The organism is Mariprofundus sp. NF, from assembly GCF_013387455.1.
Lineage (GTDB): Bacteria > Pseudomonadota > Zetaproteobacteria > Mariprofundales > Mariprofundaceae > Mariprofundus.
The window spans coordinates 381,979-398,274 of the sequence record NZ_VWNC01000002.1; the positions used below are offsets into that span (position 1 = coordinate 381,979).

Annotated in this window: 19 protein-coding genes; 9 read left to right on the forward strand and 10 right to left on the reverse strand. The window is 49.4% G+C overall.

The annotated features are described in order from the left end of the window. The first annotated feature begins 53 nt into the window (after positions 1 to 53). The 4 genes from F3F96_RS04790 to F3F96_RS04805 all read left to right on the forward strand — a co-directional run bounded on the left by F3F96_RS04790 (position 54) and on the right by F3F96_RS04805 (position 3,139). Positions 54 to 668 carry a tyrosine-type recombinase/integrase gene (locus F3F96_RS04790; RefSeq protein ID WP_176962096.1) on the forward strand — a complete coding sequence of 205 codons (615 nt, stop codon included), beginning with the start codon at positions 54 to 56 and terminating at the stop codon, positions 666 to 668. 561 nt (positions 669 to 1,229) lie between these two features. Further along, positions 1,230 to 1,994: a hypothetical protein gene (locus F3F96_RS04795; protein WP_176962097.1), complete on the forward strand. Its 765-nt coding sequence runs from the start codon at positions 1,230 to 1,232 to the stop codon at positions 1,992 to 1,994. Between the two features lie 84 nt (positions 1,995 to 2,078). Next, a complete protein-coding gene (locus F3F96_RS04800; protein WP_176962098.1) occupies positions 2,079 to 2,717 on the forward strand; it encodes a tol-pal system YbgF family protein in 639 nt (212 codons plus the stop codon). A 68-nt stretch (positions 2,718 to 2,785) separates the two neighbouring features. Beyond that, positions 2,786 to 3,139: a hypothetical protein gene (locus F3F96_RS04805; protein WP_176962099.1), complete on the forward strand. Its 354-nt coding sequence runs from the start codon at positions 2,786 to 2,788 to the stop codon at positions 3,137 to 3,139. A gap of 299 nt (positions 3,140 to 3,438) precedes the next feature. Here F3F96_RS04805 and lpdA read toward each other — a convergent pair whose 3' ends face one another. From lpdA to pdhA, 4 genes are all read right to left on the reverse strand, one after another. After that, entirely contained in the window at positions 3,439 to 5,280 is a 1,842-nt protein-coding gene (lpdA, locus tag F3F96_RS04810) for a dihydrolipoyl dehydrogenase (protein WP_176962100.1), read from the reverse strand. 100 nt (positions 5,281 to 5,380) lie between these two features. Continuing rightward, on the reverse strand, positions 5,381 to 6,676 hold the full coding sequence (locus F3F96_RS04815) for a pyruvate dehydrogenase complex dihydrolipoamide acetyltransferase (protein WP_176962101.1): 1,296 nt from the start codon (positions 6,674 to 6,676) through the stop codon (positions 5,381 to 5,383). Positions 6,677 to 6,790: 114 nt separating this feature from the next. Then, positions 6,791 to 7,771 carry a pyruvate dehydrogenase complex E1 component subunit beta gene (locus F3F96_RS04820; protein WP_176962102.1) on the reverse strand — a complete coding sequence of 327 codons (981 nt, stop codon included), beginning with the start codon at positions 7,769 to 7,771 and terminating at the stop codon, positions 6,791 to 6,793. Further along, positions 7,768 to 8,820 carry a pyruvate dehydrogenase (acetyl-transferring) E1 component subunit alpha gene (gene pdhA / locus F3F96_RS04825; RefSeq protein WP_176962103.1) on the reverse strand — a complete coding sequence of 351 codons (1,053 nt, stop codon included), beginning with the start codon at positions 8,818 to 8,820 and terminating at the stop codon, positions 7,768 to 7,770. Before pdhA ends, F3F96_RS04820 begins: the two co-directional genes overlap by 4 nt. A 555-nt stretch (positions 8,821 to 9,375) precedes the next feature. Between pdhA and F3F96_RS04830 the strand changes: the two genes are divergently transcribed. Together F3F96_RS04830 and F3F96_RS04835 are read left to right on the forward strand one after the other, a co-directional pair. After that, the gene (locus tag F3F96_RS04830; protein WP_176962104.1) at positions 9,376 to 10,137 is read left to right on the forward strand and encodes a cyclic nucleotide-binding domain-containing protein; all 762 of its coding nucleotides are present in this window, start codon (positions 9,376 to 9,378) and stop codon (positions 10,135 to 10,137) included. Between the two features lie 192 nt (positions 10,138 to 10,329). Then, complete coding sequence (locus F3F96_RS04835; protein WP_176962105.1) at positions 10,330 to 10,695, forward strand: translation initiation factor; 366 nt, start codon at positions 10,330 to 10,332, stop codon at positions 10,693 to 10,695. 254 nt (positions 10,696 to 10,949) lie between these two features. Here the strand turns inward: F3F96_RS04835 and F3F96_RS04840 are convergent, their stop codons facing one another. Continuing rightward, on the reverse strand, positions 10,950 to 11,663 hold the full coding sequence (locus F3F96_RS04840) for a YdiY family protein (RefSeq protein WP_176962106.1): 714 nt from the start codon (positions 11,661 to 11,663) through the stop codon (positions 10,950 to 10,952). 101 nt (positions 11,664 to 11,764) lie between these two features. On the opposite strand from F3F96_RS04840, the gene F3F96_RS04845 reads away from it, so the two are divergent. The 3 genes from F3F96_RS04845 to F3F96_RS04855 all read left to right on the forward strand — a co-directional run bounded on the left by F3F96_RS04845 (position 11,765) and on the right by F3F96_RS04855 (position 13,164). After that, complete coding sequence (locus F3F96_RS04845) at positions 11,765 to 11,953, forward strand: hypothetical protein (protein WP_176957304.1); 189 nt, start codon at positions 11,765 to 11,767, stop codon at positions 11,951 to 11,953. Between the two features lie 55 nt (positions 11,954 to 12,008). Continuing rightward, entirely contained in the window at positions 12,009 to 12,425 is a 417-nt protein-coding gene (locus tag F3F96_RS04850) for a hypothetical protein (protein WP_176957305.1), read from the forward strand. Positions 12,426 to 12,492: 67 nt separating this feature from the next. Continuing rightward, entirely contained in the window at positions 12,493 to 13,164 is a 672-nt protein-coding gene (locus F3F96_RS04855; protein WP_176962107.1) for a TIGR00730 family Rossman fold protein, read from the forward strand. 3 nt (positions 13,165 to 13,167) lie between these two features. On the opposite strand, the gene F3F96_RS04860 is transcribed toward F3F96_RS04855, so the two are convergent. From F3F96_RS04860 to F3F96_RS04880, 5 genes are all read right to left on the reverse strand, one after another. After that, positions 13,168 to 13,473, reverse strand: a complete 306-nt coding sequence (locus tag F3F96_RS04860; protein ID WP_176962108.1) for a peptidylprolyl isomerase — start codon at positions 13,471 to 13,473, stop codon at positions 13,168 to 13,170. Between the two features lie 56 nt (positions 13,474 to 13,529). After that, a complete protein-coding gene (locus F3F96_RS04865; RefSeq protein WP_176962109.1) occupies positions 13,530 to 14,327 on the reverse strand; it encodes a ThiF family adenylyltransferase in 798 nt (265 codons plus the stop codon). After that, positions 14,324 to 15,076: a TatD family hydrolase gene (locus F3F96_RS04870; protein ID WP_186338890.1), complete on the reverse strand. Its 753-nt coding sequence runs from the start codon at positions 15,074 to 15,076 to the stop codon at positions 14,324 to 14,326. The genes F3F96_RS04865 and F3F96_RS04870 overlap by 4 nt, the downstream gene beginning before the upstream one ends. Before the next feature lie 44 nt (positions 15,077 to 15,120). Then, complete coding sequence (locus tag F3F96_RS04875; RefSeq protein ID WP_176962110.1) at positions 15,121 to 15,846, reverse strand: calcium-binding protein; 726 nt, start codon at positions 15,844 to 15,846, stop codon at positions 15,121 to 15,123. A gap of 68 nt (positions 15,847 to 15,914) precedes the next feature. Continuing rightward, positions 15,915 to 16,286 (reverse strand): co-chaperone YbbN, encoded by a 372-nt coding sequence (locus tag F3F96_RS04880; protein WP_176962111.1) that lies wholly within the window; start codon positions 16,284 to 16,286, stop codon positions 15,915 to 15,917. Positions 16,287 to 16,296: the final 10 nt, after the last annotated feature.

Below are 16,296 nucleotides of genomic sequence, written 5' to 3' on the forward strand. Positions count from 1 at the left end.
CCGGTATAAAATAAACTAATTTATAATTGTGCCCTTATATGGAGGAACTAGTTATGAAGTGTATTTCTAACACAGAACCTTGGAACAAGGGTCGCCTGATGGGGGCAAAACCACCTTTTAAGCTTAAAGAGATATGGGCAATCAGGATACGCCTCCAATTATTGGAGCACACAAGAAACCTGGCACTCTTTAACCTAGCAATTGATAGCAAACTTCGGGGATGTGACATCGTCAACCTGCGAGTTAGGGATGTAGCTCATAATGGTAAGGCAATATCTAGAGCAACTATTCTCCAAAAAAAGACAGGGAAATTAGTTAGGTTTGAACTGACTGAACAAACTCGAAAAACTCTGGATTGCTGGATTGAAAAAGAGCAACTCAGTTCGATTGATTACTTATTCTCGAGTAGGTTTAAAGGGTCAGCGCACCTTTCCACAAGGCAATATGCTCGAATTGTTAAATTTTGGGCAACAATAATCGGATTAGACTCTAGTGAATATGGCACGCATTCGTTACGCCGCACTAAAGCAACCTTAATCTACCGAAGGACAAGGAACCTTCGTGCAGTTCAACTATTACTTGGTCATACAAAATTAGAAAGCACCGTTAAATACTTAGGGATTGAGGTGGATGATGCTTTAGAGATTGCAGAGAAAACTGAAGCCTGATTATGTACTCTGAGTGCTTTTGAATGACTGCTTTCGGCCAAAAGCGGACATTCGTTTATTATAAATATATTAGTATAAAAAGTGTTGAAGTTATTAGTAATGAAAGACTAAACCAGACAGAATAAGCCAAACGAATGGCTAAAGGGGTTAAAGCGTTTCCTTTTTTTAGCCGCACCCAATATTTCGGTTCCCGAAAAAAAATTTCAGAATAATGCAGAAAAACCGAATGATTAAGGAACTTTTCTTTAAGAATCAATCGACGTGGAAAAGCCATGATACACATGGACAGAACACCAAAGGCGGCTAGTGCAATGAAAAAAATACTCACAGCTATGATTTTCATCCACCCCTCCTGCTCAGTGTGACTTTAGATGGTTTTCATGCTTATCTGAATGTCCGCTTTGGGTCGGAAGCAGTCATTCGATTTAGTTCATTGTAGTGCATGTTTGGGGTTTTCGCTAATCCCGTCTACACTCAGAAATTATACGGTGTTTGATGCTTTCGATCCAAAGCAGGCATTTAAAGACTACCTAAATCGGTTCGACTTAAAGTGGAAGGTGAATGATGGATTACAACTTAATCTTAAAGGCGAAGTGTATCTTGATGGCGATATGCATTTTTTCTGCAATTCCATCAGCATACTCTAAAGAATGGAGCCAACAAGAAAAGATACTACGCTTCACATCACAGCCTGCCTTTCATTGGGGACAACCTGGCCAAGACCATCCCAACAATGGCTGGAGTGATTATTCTAAAGTCATTCTTGACCTTGGGGGTGATGTGATAATTGAAGCTCAAAGAAACCGCCCAAATGAAATATCAATGAAGATAATATCCAAAGAATCGAATGACCTTGAGTATCAATACATCTACTCGTTCGATGCTGGCATAATTAGTTTCCCGATAGATAAAACTGAATGCACAATTGATGGCATTGAAATGGCCGGCTTATATGTAGAGCTTGCCATGTATATGCTCTCTCAAGCATTCCCCAATGGACCTCAGAACATTTCATCTGACATTTCAAAGAGCTTCAGATATCCAAAGGCCGAAATACGGTTTATGGGCGGAGTTATGAGGCAAAAACGAGGTGGCTTTGGCAAAGCAGGTATCCGTAAAATAGGCAAATCACACTTTGAAATTGAGGTTCCCAAAGAGTCCATCAAACTTGAATGGATTGGAGAGCAAATTCCACCTTCTCCAAACGATGATGAACAGTTATCAGCTTGGCGTATCTGTTCTGACAAAATTGGCTCGCCGAAATCATTCAAAGAGGTAAGGCTATTTACTCATAAACAAGTAATGAATAATACTGCCCGTGAATGACTGCTTCCGACCCAAAGCGGTCATTCAATAATTAGTCTATAGTCATATTTTACAGGATAGTTTTATTCATAGGGGTGGAGAATCATGAAGATAATTGGACTGGTGGCTCTGTCTTGCCTGTTAACAGCATGTGGAGCAATGGGACACGTACAAACAAATGACCCGCTAGTTAAAACTCAACAAGCTTATTCATTAATGTCACAGGACAGGTTCCTTATGGCAGAAGACTATCTATTCTCGGCTCAGCGAATATTGGAAGAGAATCCAAATCCTGCAGTTGAAGCAGATGTTCATTTCACTCTCGGGAATTTATATAAGAATGAAGGTTATCATCGACATAAAGTCCAATTCGAAAAACTTGGAACTTATGATGGAACCTATATGAAATCTGTTAAGCATTTTCGGAAAGCTAAAGAACTATTTAATGGTGTCGGTAGTGATGTAGGGGTTGCAAAGTCATTGCTTGGGCTTGGAAGCGCTTATGGTTTAGGCGGCGATAAAAAGAAAGGCTGTGAAGCACAACGTTCTGCACTTGATGTATATAACAGCGCAAAATCAGAGGGTCGAATTACTTCTGAACCGGGTCTGATTAATTCAGAGCCAATAATTTATAACCCTAATTATAAAACACTCGGTGAGATGGCCATGGCAATGATCTGTTCAAGCTGTATGCAACAACCTTGGACTACCAAAGAAGCTTGTTTTTCTCACTTTAAGAAATAACCGGATGAATGACTGCTTTCGACCCAAAGCGGACATTAGGCTAGAGCATATGTGCTTCTTTATAGGAGGTGGCTATTAATTTTCAATGGGGTTTTGCAGTCTCGGATATGCTGTCTCCTATTGTGGCAGTGGTTATTGGGGTACTTGCAGGTGATGCCTGTGGAGACTTAAAAATAAGCTCTCTTGAGGAATTTGTTTTAATTATATTTTTTGCGTCTTTTATTTGGGGGTTTGCTTCTGACTTAAAAGAAAAACGCGAGAGAATTAACTGGTATACAGTTTATTATCCACGAACTGGTAAAACAAAGTGGATTGTTTGGTCAGTCGCATGGCAGAAATTTTGGATGGTTCTAATGGTTTCATTATTTGCTGTGGGTTTTTACTCTTCGTTTATTAAAACTGACCATTTTATGAGTCTCTAAAGTATATTCTGAATGTCCGCCTTTGGCCGGAAGCAGACATTCAAAACCCACCGAATCTACATCATTTAACGGGTCATCCCAAAAGTCTAGCTACATAGATGCATACAATGACTATCGCTGAAAAATCCATTTATTATAGTGGTATAATATTATTATAGCTTACACCACATATACCATACTAATTTATGGTCATGGCATTCAAATCCAAAATGAGAAGTGGTCTCTTTTTGGCAGTTATATTATACAAGGTGTACCACATATAACCGAAGGAGCCCTTTCATCAGCAGTTATCAAACAGACTAAATGTGAATGGCGCGATCGTCGGAATCGAGAACTGACTCGTGGATCATCTCCGAGAGGGTTGGATGCGGGAACATGTGGTGCGCAAGCTCGGCTTCCGTGGTCTCCAGTGTTTTGGCGACACCGAGTGAAACGATCATCTCGGTCGCTTCAGCACCGACGATGTGCGCACCCAGCAGCTCACCGGTTTCAGCATGAAAGATGGTTTTGACCATGCCTTCAGTCTCAGCCAGACCCATCGCTTTACCGTTGGTGCCGTATGGCATGCGCCCTACCTTGTAGGGGATACCCTCTTCTTTGCACGTGTTCTCTGTTTTACCGCATGAGCCGACCTGTGGCTGGCAGTAGGTACAACCCGGCACATTACCGTAATCCACCGGATGCGGATGTTTCCCGGCAATCGCCTCGACACAGACAATGCCCTCATGGCTGGCCACGTGTGCCAGTGCAGGGGCACCAACCACGTCACCGATGGCGTAGATGCCGGGATGGTCGGTACGATACCAGTCATCCACTGCAATGGTGTTACGCTCCACCTTCATGGCGGTATTTTCAGCACCAATGGCATCGGTATTACCGATCACGCCAACAGCAACCAGACAGACATCACCTTCAACACTTAACTGTTTGCCTTTGGACTCATACGCTACGACAGCTTTGCCATCGACATTTTTAGCCGACGATACCATCGCACCGGTAATAATCCTGATCTTCTGTTTCTTGAAGCTGCGCTCCACCACACGGGAGATCTCATGATCCTCCAGCGGCAGAATCTGATCCGCCGCTTCGATTACCGTCACATCAGAACCCATCGCGTTGTAGAAGTAGGCGAACTCCATGCCGATGGCTCCGGAGCCTATCACCACCAGCTTCTTCGGCAGGGCTGTTGGCGCCAGCGCCTGTTTGTAGGTGATGATCACCTCGTTATCGACATCCATGCCCGGGAATGCACGCGCACGCGCACCGGTAGCCACAATCACATGTTTGGCGGTGACCTGCTTAGAGTTGCCTTCACTATCTTTCACCATCAAGCGGTTATCCGCCTCAAATGTGGCGTAACCCTCGATATGCTCGATCTTGTTCTTCTTGAACAGGAAGCCGATGCCATTATTGAGCTTGGCCGAAATCGCACGTGAACGGGCAACCGCCTTCTCCAGATCAGGATTGGCCTCAGTTACGCCCAGCCCCAGCGCATCACCACTATGTTTGATGATATTGATCACCTCAGCGGTACGCAGTAGTGCCTTGGTAGGAATGCATCCCCAGTTCAGGCAGATACCACCAAGATGGGTGGACTCGATGCAGGCGACCTTGAAACCGAGCTGTGCAGCACGAATCGCCGCCACATAACCACCGGGACCGGCACCAATCACCACCAGATCATAGTCGCCATCGGCATTAAACAGACCTGCTTCTTTAAGGTGTAGTGCTTCCGCCTCTTCGGCGTCATGTACATCATGCGCTGCTATCGATGCCGGGTGCATCTCAGGAGCAGATTCTGAACCCAACTCAACAGCCTCTTCAGATGTAACCTCTTCCCTGATCTCAATGGCACTGCCTGCAGCGGAACCATCAGCCTGGTAGTCGTCTGCAACCTCTTCGCCATCCTCGGCAATCACAGCAATAGGAGCACCTACGGTGACAATGGAGCCTTCAGGGGCGATGATTTTGTGCAAGACACCCTCATCAACAACCTCCATCTCCATGGTCGCTTTATCGGTCTCGATCTCGGCCATCACTTCGCCGGAGATGAGCTCATCACCCTCTTTTTTCAACCAGCGGGCAATGCGTCCCTCGGTCATCGTTGGCGAGAGCTGAGTCATAAAAATATCTATTGGCATGTCAAAACCTCGAAAGAGTTAACCACGAAGCAGACGAAGGTCACGAAGGTATGCTTTAATCCATCCTTCGTGTTCTCTGTGTCCTTCGTGGTGATAGTTATTAAATTAATACGCTGGCAGGCATTTCAATATGCTTCTTCACTGCTGCCAGGAACTCAGCACCTACAGCGCCATCCACCACACGATGATCACATGAGAGGGTAAGGGTCATCATCTTCCTCACCACAACCGCACCATCTTCAACAACGGCACGCTCATCAGTGCCACCCACAGCAAGAATCGCACCTTCAGGCGGATTCACAATAGCAGCAAACTGTTTCACACCATACATGCCAAGATTAGAGATCGAGAAAGTGCCGCCTGAATACTCTTCCGGCTGCAACTCACCAGCCCGTGCGCGGGTCGCCAGCTCTTTCACTTCAGCAGAGATGTCGGTAATGCCCTTCTGCTCGGCAAAACGGATCACCGGTGTGATCAGGCCGCCATCAATGGCCACCGCCACCGAGATATGCGCATGTTTATGCAACAGGGTATCGCGATCTGTCCAACTGGCGTTGGCTGCAGGCACATCCACCAGCGCTTTGGCCACGGCCTTGATAACAAAATCATTCACACTAAGTTTGAAAGCACCATCAGCAGCTTCATTAAGCTGAGCCCTGAGATCCATCAGTCGATCCATCACCACATCCACACTCAGGTAGAAGTGTGGTACCTGCTGTTTGGATTCAGTCAGACGGCGGGCAATGGCTTTACGCATCATCGAATTCTCAACGCGATCAAACTCATCTTCATGGTATGGCAGCGGGCCGGCAGGCAGTGGCCTCGCCGGAGGTGCTACGACAGCAGCAGTTGCGCCACCGACAGTAATGCCGGTCCTGACAGCCTTCTCAACATCCGATCTGGTGATGCGACCATTGGGGCCGGAGCCTGAGATAGCCGCCAGATTAATACCCTTCTGTTTGGCCAGTCTGCGTGCCAGCGGGCTGGCCTTGATACGTCCCTTGCGTGCCACAGGGGCCGAAGCCACTGGTGCAGCAACAGCCTCAGCTTTGGCGACTGGAGCCTCTTCTACAGCTGCAGTCACCGGAGCCTGTGGTGCTTCTGCTGCCGGAGCGGCATCACCAACGGCAGAAGCATAATCGGCAGGAACCTCTTCACCCTCCTCGGCAATCACGGCAATCACACTGCCGACAGGGACAATAGAACCTTCAGGGGAGAATATTTTGTGCAGGACACCTTCATCAACCACTTCCATCTCCATGGTCGCTTTATCGGTCTCCACCTCGGCCAGAATCTCTCCTGATTCCAGGGTGTCACCCTCTTTTTTCAACCAGCGGGCAATTTTACCCTCGGTCATGGTTGGTGAGAGCTGAGTCATAAACAGATCAATCGGCATAGTTTTCCTCAAATTCTTTATACAAGACAAGCCCCTGCCACGAAGGACACAGAGAACACGAAGTATTGATTATAGAATCTCTTCGTGGACTTCGTGATCTTCGTGGTGAGTCCATCAGGCTTTTCCACACGCCACTCGGGCGGCTTCGACAATCTCAAGTACGCTCGGCACTGCCAGCGCTTCGAGATTCGCAGCATACGGCATCGGCACATCCTTACCTGTCACGCGAATCACCGGCGAGTCGAGATCATCAAATCCACGCTCCATAATACGGGCGGAGATCTCAGCACCGATACCGGCAAAGCGCCATCCCTCTTCAACAACCACAGCACAGTTGGTCTTGGCCACAGATCTGAGAATCGTATTCTCATCCAGTGGACGAATGGTACGCGGATCAATCACTTCAGCTTCAATACCCTGCGTAGCAAGTATTTTTGCCGCTTCAAGTGCAAAACCGGTCATGCGCGAATGGGCCACGATGGTGACATCAGTTCCGACACGCTTCACATCGGCCACGCCCAGAGGAATGATATAGTCATCATCCGGCACTTCACCGACATCACCGTAATTGATCTCATTTTCGATAAACACAACGGTATCATTGTCACGAATCGAAGCTTTTAACAGGCCTTTCGCATCAGCCGGATTGGATGGCATCACCACCTTCAGGCCCGGCACATTGGCCAGCCAGTTCTCCAGACTCTGCGAGTGCTGCGCACCCACACGGGCGGCAGAACCACCGGCGCCACGGAAGACCATCGGGCAGCTGTACTGACCGCCGGACATATATTTCATCTTGGCGGCAGCATTGACGATCTGATCCAGCGCCAGAATGGCAAAGTTCCAGGTCATAAATTCAATCACCGGACGCAGGCCAGCCATTGAGGCACCCACACCAAGACCGGCAAAACCGAGCTCGGTGATCGGTGTATCAATCACACGTTTGGGGCCGAACTTCTCCAGCATGCCCTGGGATACTTTATAGGCGCCATTATATTCAGCGACCTCTTCGCCCATGAGGAAGACGCGATCATCACGCCGCATCTCTTCACACATCGCCTGATTCAGTGCTTCTCTATAGGTAATCTTGCTCATGAGTTCACACTTCCAGGGTAGGGATAGGCATTTTCGATCGGATCGCTGTAGATATCAGTCCACAACTCGGACGCATCCGGCTCCGGCTGCGCTTCGGCCGCTTTGCCGATGGCTGCGACCTCTTTCTTAATATCTTTATCTTTCTGTTTGAACTGCTCTTCAGTGGCCACTCCCGCCTCAATCATCTGCGCCTGCAGACGGGCAATCGGATCACGGCCGGAGCGCCACTCATCCACCTCAGCGCGGGTACGATAGGTGGCAGGGTCAGACATCGAGTGACCGCGATAACGGTAGGTCATCGCTTCAACCAGAATCGGACCTTTACCTGAACGGGCATGCTCCATCGCCTCGCTCATCTTCTTCTCAAACTCAAGCACATCCATACCGTCAATCTTCATGCCGGGAATCTTGAACGATATACCACGTTTAAAGAGCTGTGTTTCTGCCGATGCACGATCCAGAGATGTGCCCATGGCGTACTGGTTATTCTCAACCAGGAACACGATCGGCAACTTCCACAGAGCTGCCATATTGAATGATTCGTAGACCGCGCCCTGATTGATGCCGCCATCACCCATAATACAGATGGTCACGCGACCATCTTCCTTGTACCAACTGGAGAAACCGAAGCCGAGTCCGATAGGCACCTGCTCGCCAACAATGCCATTACCACCGGCAAAGTTCTTGTCGATATCAAACATATGCATCGAGCCGCCTTTGCCTTTGACAATACCACCGGCGCGACCCAGAAGTTCAGCCATCACAGCTGTCGGATCGGAACCACGTGCCAGAATATGGCCATGGTCACGGTAACTGGTCATCATATAGTCGGTGGATTCGGCTGCATGCTGCAATCCGACGCAGACGGCCTCCTGTCCATTACAGAGATGGCAAAAACCACCAATCTTTTTCAGGCCATAAAGTTGACCCGCTTTCTCTTCGAAACGACGGATAAAAAGCATCTGATCATGCATCTCATGCAGGCTCTCTTCAGAGAAGAAATGCCCGTCATGGGTGATACCAGCTTCCGATTTCTGCTTTGCAGACATGGTGCCTCCGGCAATGATTGGACAGTGTGAACAACGACTCTCAGCAGCTGTTCAGCATGCAGAGGCAAATGTGGGATTTAGCCTCTGCAGACAAAACCGAACAGCAAAAGTGTCCGATTCTGGCGCCCCTTCCACAGGTCGCACGGTAGCTTTGAGTATTCAAAGCCACCTTAAATATAAGGGCGGATGCTGCCGTCAGCGCCTGACGGCAGCAACCACAACCATTTTATACACTTTTATTGCGATAAAGATCACAGATTAATAGTGGCCGCAAACCATACTAAGCCATTGTTACACGCTTATTAAGGATGCTCTGAACAACTCAGAGTATCCGTGCAGGCCATGGATGGCCTGCCACAATCCGGCAGGAGAGCCGGATTGGACGGCAACGCCGCCTTTAGGCGATCGACACGATGCCGAGAGTCAAAATCATGCACAGTAAGTGCTTGATTTTGTGAGCAAAGGCAAAACCACGCTTTTGCCTTTGCGTACTGAAAAACCACATGGACGTGGTTTTTCAGAGATCCATTAATATAGCACAGAAAGGAAGCCACCATGTCTAAAATTGTCTCTTTCAGAAAAGGTGAATCCCTGATCAGTCAGGGCGACGAGGGGCTCGTTGCTTATCTGATTCAGAACGGCTGGGTCATGATCAACCAGAACAAAGAGGATGGCAGCACCTTTCAGGTTAAAGTCGGACCCGGTGAAATCATTGGTGAACTGGCACTGACCGGACTGGTTACCAGGCGCAGTGCATCGGCCACAGCCATTACTGACTGTGATGCTGAAGAGATTGATCGCGGCGCCCTGATCCGACTGGTCAACGGCCCGGCCAGCAAACTGACGCCGGTGCTGGCTGCACTGCTCTCACGCCTGAAAAGTGCGATGGTGGATGAGAAACAGATCGATGAATGCATGCCTGAAGATCCGGCCCATGCTGTGATCGTCGGACTCAACAGCATCTCCAGGCAGGCGCTCTGCAATCAACCCTGCACCATCTCTCATCTGCCATGGACATTCGGAGCCCATGTGCCACCGCAAAGTGTTACGGATCTGTTCCGCAACAACCAGGAGGCTGATATCCGACTGGCTAAAGGCAGCCGCCGTGTGCGCGAGCAGCATATCCGTATCGAATCGGACAGAGATCACGGTCTGCAACTACATCTGATGCAGTATGGCGATTATTGCGAAGTCGATGAGAAACGTGTTGGATATGGTGCATCTGACACGACTGTACCACTACAAAGCGGCTATCATACCGTCTGCTTCGGCGATCCGGTTGACCCTTACCGCTTTGGTATTGAGGTGTTGAATTGAGAAGATGCTGATTTATTGGCTCCTGCCAATAATCAGCTCGCAAAAGCAAAAGCGTCGTTTTTCTTTTGCTTACAAATCAGCCACTAGTGTGGTCGATTTGGCAGCCCATCCATGGGCTGCACGGAAGCGCTGAATTAATCAGCACTTCCGTAAAGAGGCCTTACCCGGCCCGTTCACCGTAAGGGGAAAGAGATGAACAATGATCGCAAGCTGGTCTATTCCACAGAGAGCGGGCCGCTTGAGAAAGCCATGGCCGGCAAAAAAAACAGCCGTAAGAACAGAGCCCCGCAAAACACCCCTACCATTACAAACCCGGCCAAGCAGGGCATTCGCATTCGCCGTGAGTCCAAAGGGCGCGGTGGCAAAACTGTATCTATTATCGATGGGCTGCCACTGGACGAGAGCAGTCTGAAAATTCTTATGAAAAAATTGAAAGGTGCACTTGGCACCGGTGGTGCCGTCAAAAACGGCAGCCTTGAAATTCAGGGCGAACATAGAGACAAGCTTCTGCTACTACTGGAAAAAGAGGGGTATAAAGCCAAACTTTCAGGCGGTTGAGCAAGATTCTGCTACAAGGTTACAGATCAACTTAAAATCTGGACAAAAGAAAAGGCGGAGTTTGCACTCTCCGCCTTTTCTTTTATTGTGTTTGAGGACACTTATTACTGCTGCTAACAGTGTGGTAAAGTATACAGCCCAATTTTGACAAATCCGTGACATTCCTCACAAAAAAACAGACAGGCTTAGATTTTTTTATCGCAGCCTCAAAAAGCGGGAGATCTTCGCAAGCCCTATGACCATTCTGCCTGGCTTCAGAAACTCACAACCAGTGTTATAGCAGTCTCGATATCGGTGCTCTTAACCGGTGCAATCACCTTACTGTTGTGATCCACTTTCAGAGAGATTTTACTTGCGAGATGGGAGTTGATCGCATGCTGCAGGGCAGTGATCGACTCTGTTGCCCAGCCATTTTTTCCGCCTTCAGTTGAGAGATCCTGGGTAAACACGGCAGAGTCACTCACCTTCCAGTTTAGACCTGTGGCGCCACGCATGATCGCCTCATTTTTCTTGCTGTTGTTGATGAACCTGGTCTGCCTTAGACCACCACCAATCTCAGCTTTCCAGTGCAGACTGTCGGTTTTTATCAGATCGCGACCATAACCGATGGTTTCGCTGGTACGACGCCTGAAACCGGCAAAGCGATCACTCTGAAAACCGTAGCGGATAAACAGGTAGTCGCGCTCTGTGATTTTCCAGTCCTCCTGCAGACTGGCATCATAAGTTTCAGCCGTTGTCCTGTTATTATCGGTGGAGTTATTGGCGCTGCCCATAATCGTATCGCGCAACTTGATGCCTTCATGCACAAATTTGCCTTTGGCATTGACGATAAAGGTACGGGTATTACCCGAGGTTTTCACGGCACCAAGCTCGATATTATTTTTCCAGCCGCCCGCCGTCTCCTCACAAGAAGCAGTAAAGGGGGCAAGTAGCAGCAGAGTCATCAGGGGTAAAGTGGTCTTTTTCATGCTGCGCAGACTATTGTCACACTTGTGAATTGCCAGCGTAAAAACTACGCATAACGTGTAAGCGCTTCTGTATTTGCAGAGGATCGTGCTATCGTTGCCCTATGACTAAGAGAAATGAGATTATCATTGATCTGGATCAGATATGTTCAGATCCGGAGGTACTGGCCAAACTGCATGAGTGCGCCAGCCTGATGGTGCAGTCCTCTAATAGTCAGGAAGTAAAAAGCGGCTATCAGATGCTGGAGATGGTGGATCAATGCATGCGCCAGCAGGAGAAGAAGGGAGAGTAGTGCTTCATCTGCACAAGGGAGGGATTATGGCTAGAACAGCATTGGAGCGTACCGATTGAACAGCGTCATGATCTCGGTCACGCTCTATCTGATTTCAGTCAACATTCTGGCAGGTGTCATCTATATGTTCGGTCAGAAGAAGGCCGGCCTATTGTGGATCGAATATCCATTTGTCTATGCTCCGCTGATTATCTTCCAGTTCCTGATGCCTCAGTTCATGTCCATCCCCGGTCTGGCCGAAACTGAAAACTCACTGAAATATTTTCTCTTTATGTTGCAGGGCTTCAGCTGTGGCGCGATCGGAGCGATGATCCTTTTACCCCGCTTTTTTGTACCTGCCACCACTACCATGGAGAAACTGAAGGTAACTGCCATCAGCTGCCTGGCGATGTCGATGATGTACCTGATTACCCGCTGGCTATTTTTTGAGGCACTGCGTTTTCTTCTTCCCCGCATGCATGGCGGCGGCTAAAACCCTATAAAAATAGCTCGATTGCAGCGCTCAACTGTTCTACAATGGAAGTAGCGGAGGTTACGATATGGAAGATCTCAAAGGCTCAGAATCGTGGCGCATATTCAGAATTATCAGCGAATTCACTGAAGGTATCGACACACTCAATGAACTCCCCTATTCGGTAACCATCTTCGGGGCTGCCCGAGCCAAACCCGGTGATATCTATTACGAAGCTACTGTAGAGATAGCCCGAAAACTCGCCAAAGAGGGTTTTGGTGTCATCTCCGGTGGTGGCCCGGGTATCATGGAGGCGGCCAACAAAGGGGCAGCCGAAGGCGGAGGCAAGTCAGTCGGTCTGAATATCACCCTGCCGGAGGAGCAGACTCCAAACCCCTATCAGAACCTCTCGATCAACTTCCGCTACTTCTTCGTGCGCAAGGTGATGTTCGTAAAATACTCCATGGGTTACATCTGCATGCCCGGAGGTTTCGGCACACTCGATGAGTTTTTCGAATCCCTGACCTTGATGCAGACCCAGAAGGCATTTCCGCTGCCACTGGTACTTTACGGCCACGCCTTCTGGAAGGATCTTCTCAGCTGGGTTGAAAACACGGTACTGGAAGCGGGCTACATCTCCGAGAAAGATCTCAAACTGGTGACCGTCACCGACGACATCAACGAAGCCGTTGAGATCATGTGTAGACATCGCACATGGAAACTAAAACAGGTTCAGCTCTCAAAGACCCACGGTCTGTAGAGATCAGCCCTCAGAACGCTCGGTAATCTCGATCAGGTGATAACCGAATTGGGTTTTTACCGGCCCATGCACCTTGTGCAGTTCGGCAGAGAAGACCACCTCATTGAACTCTTTGACCATCTGGCGCTCACGAAATGAACCGAGATCACCACCTTTTTGACCTGACGGGCAGCTGGAGTGCTGCTTTGCCACCTCGGCAAAATCGGCACCATTCTCAATCTCCGCCTTCAGCGCTTCGCACTGCTGCAGATCTGCAACCAGAATGTGACGTGCTGATGCAGTTTTTTTCTTCTTGTTCCAACCGAACATAATAACCCCTTTTAGCTCTACTCATTTAACTTTTTTCGTGACGATCAAGTAGCTGTTTAATCACAAACTCTGCCACTCTTATTCGTGTTTATTTGTGTTAATTCGTGGTTCGATTTTATGTTTTCACGGCGATCTAACAGCTGTTTGATGACAAAACCTGCCAGCATAAAACCGAACAGGTTCGGCATATAGGAGATCGTGCCATTCACCGCCCGCGGTAGTGCGGTCGAATCCTTGCCAACCGGCGCCTGCGGCAGCGGTTTGATCGGGAACTCGCCGGAGAAGACCACCGGATAATCGAGTGATGCACCCGCCCGGCGCAATTTGCGACGCAGATTTACAGCCAGACCACAGTTATAGGTCTTATCCAGCGTGGTAATCTCCGCCTGTGTCACATCCAGCCGGCCACCGGCACCAAGGCTGGATGCCACAGGAATACCCAGCTTCTGGCAGGAGGCGACCAACACCGCTTTGCAGGCCACTGAGTCGATACAGTCAATCACATAATCGAATGCACCCGCAGCAAGAAATTCTTCCATATTCATCGGATCGAGAAAACCGACCCGGGCATCAAGCTCTATCTCCGGATTAATATCGAGAACCCTCGCCCCCATCGCCGTGGCTTTATCCTGGCCTATAACCGAATGGGTGCAGACAAGCTGCCGATTCATATTCGAGAGCCCCACACTGTCATGATCAACAATGGTCAAACGGCCAATGCCGGCACGTGCAACAGCTTCAATGGCTGCTCCGCCAACACCGCCAATGCCTACCACCAGCAGATGCAGGCCTGCCAGATGGTTCAACCCTGCTTCACCGATAAGGATCTCTGTGCGCTCCTGTGCAACACTCATAATCTGAACAGCTCCCTGGCATTGTGATTACAGATGGCGGCCAGTGCCTGACTATCTGTGCCGCGAAGCGTAGCGATCTGCGCTAAAATTTCGATGAGAAAAGCGGGTTCATTGTTGCCTCCGCGATGAGCGGCAGGTGACTGGTCGGGGGCATCGGTCTCAATTAACAACTTTTCCAGCGGGATATGTTTAACCACACCCTGCACTCTGCTTGCCCGCGGATAGGTCACCGCACCACCAAAACCGAGATAGAAACCGAGTTTTACCAATTGATCAGCCTGCTGCTGTGAACCGGAAAAACTGTGAATCACACCACGCAGGCCGGGCAGCTGTCTGATCTCGCGGATTACATCATCAACCGCCCTGAATGCATGCACAATCACGGGCAGATCGTGCTCCAAAGCCAGCTGGAGCTGAGGCTGAAACCAGTGCAGCTGAGAGTCCATATCAAAGCGACAGAGATCACTACCATCCAGGCCACACTCACCTACTGCCACAGCATCTGCGAGAAACTGCGGCAGCAACGACAGATCGGAATCACTATGTTGATTGCAGAACCACGGATGCAGGCCAAAGGCTGGCGAGATCGAACTGTGATCTAAGGCAAGGTGCTGCAGTTTTGGCCAACCTGAACGACACACAGCAGGTACAATAAAAGCGGTTACACCGGCATCTTGCGCACGCTGTAAAACCGCCACTCTGCTCTGGTCAAAACGGAGATCATCAAGATGGCAGTGGCTATCGATCAAGGGTTGAATAGGAGCCTCCGTTTTGGATATCAACGGCAGGCTGATTACTTAAACAGTGTTTCGCAACCCGACCAGCTTTGCGACTCTGGCGTTGGCCTGATATCACTCTGCCACTCACCCTCTCCACTCTGCGCACCAAAGTCATGTAGTCCCTGGCAGCGGTCATCACCTTCACCGCCAGCCATTGTGTCATCGCCGCCACGATCAAACAGCTGATCGTTACCAGCCCCGCCATCAAGTTGATCGTTACCCGTCCAGCCATAGAGGCGGTCATCACCACCGTTGCCAAACAGACGGTCATCGCCATGTTCGCCATACAGGGTATCCACACCTGCACCGCCCTCTAGCAGATCATCACCTGGCCCGGCACTTAACTTATCCTTACCCGGACCACCTTTGAGCTGATCATTTCCCTTCTCACCGGAGAGTTTATCATTGCCCGCCCCGCCATCGAGAAAATCATCACCATCGCCACCGAATATTTTGTCGTTACCGGCACCGCCATAAAGTTGGTCATTGCCGCGACCGCCTTTGATCTTGTCATCGCCATCACCGCCGCAGATCAGATCATTACCACCTCTGCCATCAATCTTGTCATCACCGCCAAGGCCGACAATCACATCATCACCCTCGGTACCTGTGAGTCTGTCTTTTTTCTCCGAACCGATAATGGTGGCTTGCTGACCGGCGCACTGCTCTGCAAACAAGTTGCCCGGTAACGTGACAGCTGAGATCAGTAGCAGTGCGGATGTCACAAGCGTTCTGTTCATGACTCTCTCCAGCAAACAAAATGACGATATCAAAATAGTGCTCAGGGGTTGCCCCTGACTGAATAAGATTAGCTTTGCTCAGCCTGCAGTCTGGCCGCTTCAGCATGCAGCTCAGTCATATCCAGCGCTTTGATCTCTGCAATCAGGGCTTCGAGATCCTTCTCTGCCAATGCTCCCGGCTCAGAGTAGAGCATCAGCCCTTCGCGAATAATCATCAGCGTAGGGATTGAGCGAATATTGAAATGGGCTCCCAGCTGCTCCTGCTCCTGGGTATTGATCTTGCCAAACAGCACATCGGGATGATTTTCGGAGACCGCTTCAAAGGTAGGGCCAAAGGCTTTGCATGGCGCACACCACGGTGCCCAGAAGTCGAGAATGGAGATTGCGCTGCCATCCACCTCCTCTTTGATATTCTCTTTGGTAATCTCGACTGTGGCCATCTGGCACTCC

Coding starts and splice junctions, on each gene's coding strand:
- F3F96_RS04790 (WP_176962096.1), top strand. CDS start 54: ATGAAGTGTATTTCTAACACAGAACCTTGGAACAAGGGTCGCCTGATG.
- F3F96_RS04795 (WP_176962097.1), top strand. CDS start 1,230: ATGATGGATTACAACTTAATCTTAAAGGCGAAGTGTATCTTGATGGCG.
- F3F96_RS04800 (WP_176962098.1), top strand. CDS start 2,079: ATGAAGATAATTGGACTGGTGGCTCTGTCTTGCCTGTTAACAGCATGT.
- lpdA (WP_176962100.1), bottom strand. CDS start 5,280: ATGCCAATAGATATTTTTATGACTCAGCTCTCGCCAACGATGACCGAG.
- F3F96_RS04815 (WP_176962101.1), bottom strand. CDS start 6,676: ATGCCGATTGATCTGTTTATGACTCAGCTCTCACCAACCATGACCGAG.
- F3F96_RS04820 (WP_176962102.1), bottom strand. CDS start 7,771: ATGAGCAAGATTACCTATAGAGAAGCACTGAATCAGGCGATGTGTGAA.
- pdhA (WP_176962103.1), bottom strand. CDS start 8,820: ATGTCTGCAAAGCAGAAATCGGAAGCTGGTATCACCCATGACGGGCAT.
- F3F96_RS04830 (WP_176962104.1), top strand. CDS start 9,376: ATGTCTAAAATTGTCTCTTTCAGAAAAGGTGAATCCCTGATCAGTCAG.
- F3F96_RS04835 (WP_176962105.1), top strand. CDS start 10,330: ATGAACAATGATCGCAAGCTGGTCTATTCCACAGAGAGCGGGCCGCTT.
- F3F96_RS04840 (WP_176962106.1), bottom strand. CDS start 11,663: ATGAAAAAGACCACTTTACCCCTGATGACTCTGCTGCTACTTGCCCCC.
- F3F96_RS04845 (WP_176957304.1), top strand. CDS start 11,765: ATGACTAAGAGAAATGAGATTATCATTGATCTGGATCAGATATGTTCA.
- F3F96_RS04855 (WP_176962107.1), top strand. CDS start 12,493: ATGGAAGATCTCAAAGGCTCAGAATCGTGGCGCATATTCAGAATTATC.
- F3F96_RS04860 (WP_176962108.1), bottom strand. CDS start 13,473: ATGTTCGGTTGGAACAAGAAGAAAAAAACTGCATCAGCACGTCACATT.
- F3F96_RS04865 (WP_176962109.1), bottom strand. CDS start 14,327: ATGAGTGTTGCACAGGAGCGCACAGAGATCCTTATCGGTGAAGCAGGG.
- F3F96_RS04875 (WP_176962110.1), bottom strand. CDS start 15,846: ATGAACAGAACGCTTGTGACATCCGCACTGCTACTGATCTCAGCTGTC.
- F3F96_RS04880 (WP_176962111.1), bottom strand. CDS start 16,286: ATGGCCACAGTCGAGATTACCAAAGAGAATATCAAAGAGGAGGTGGAT.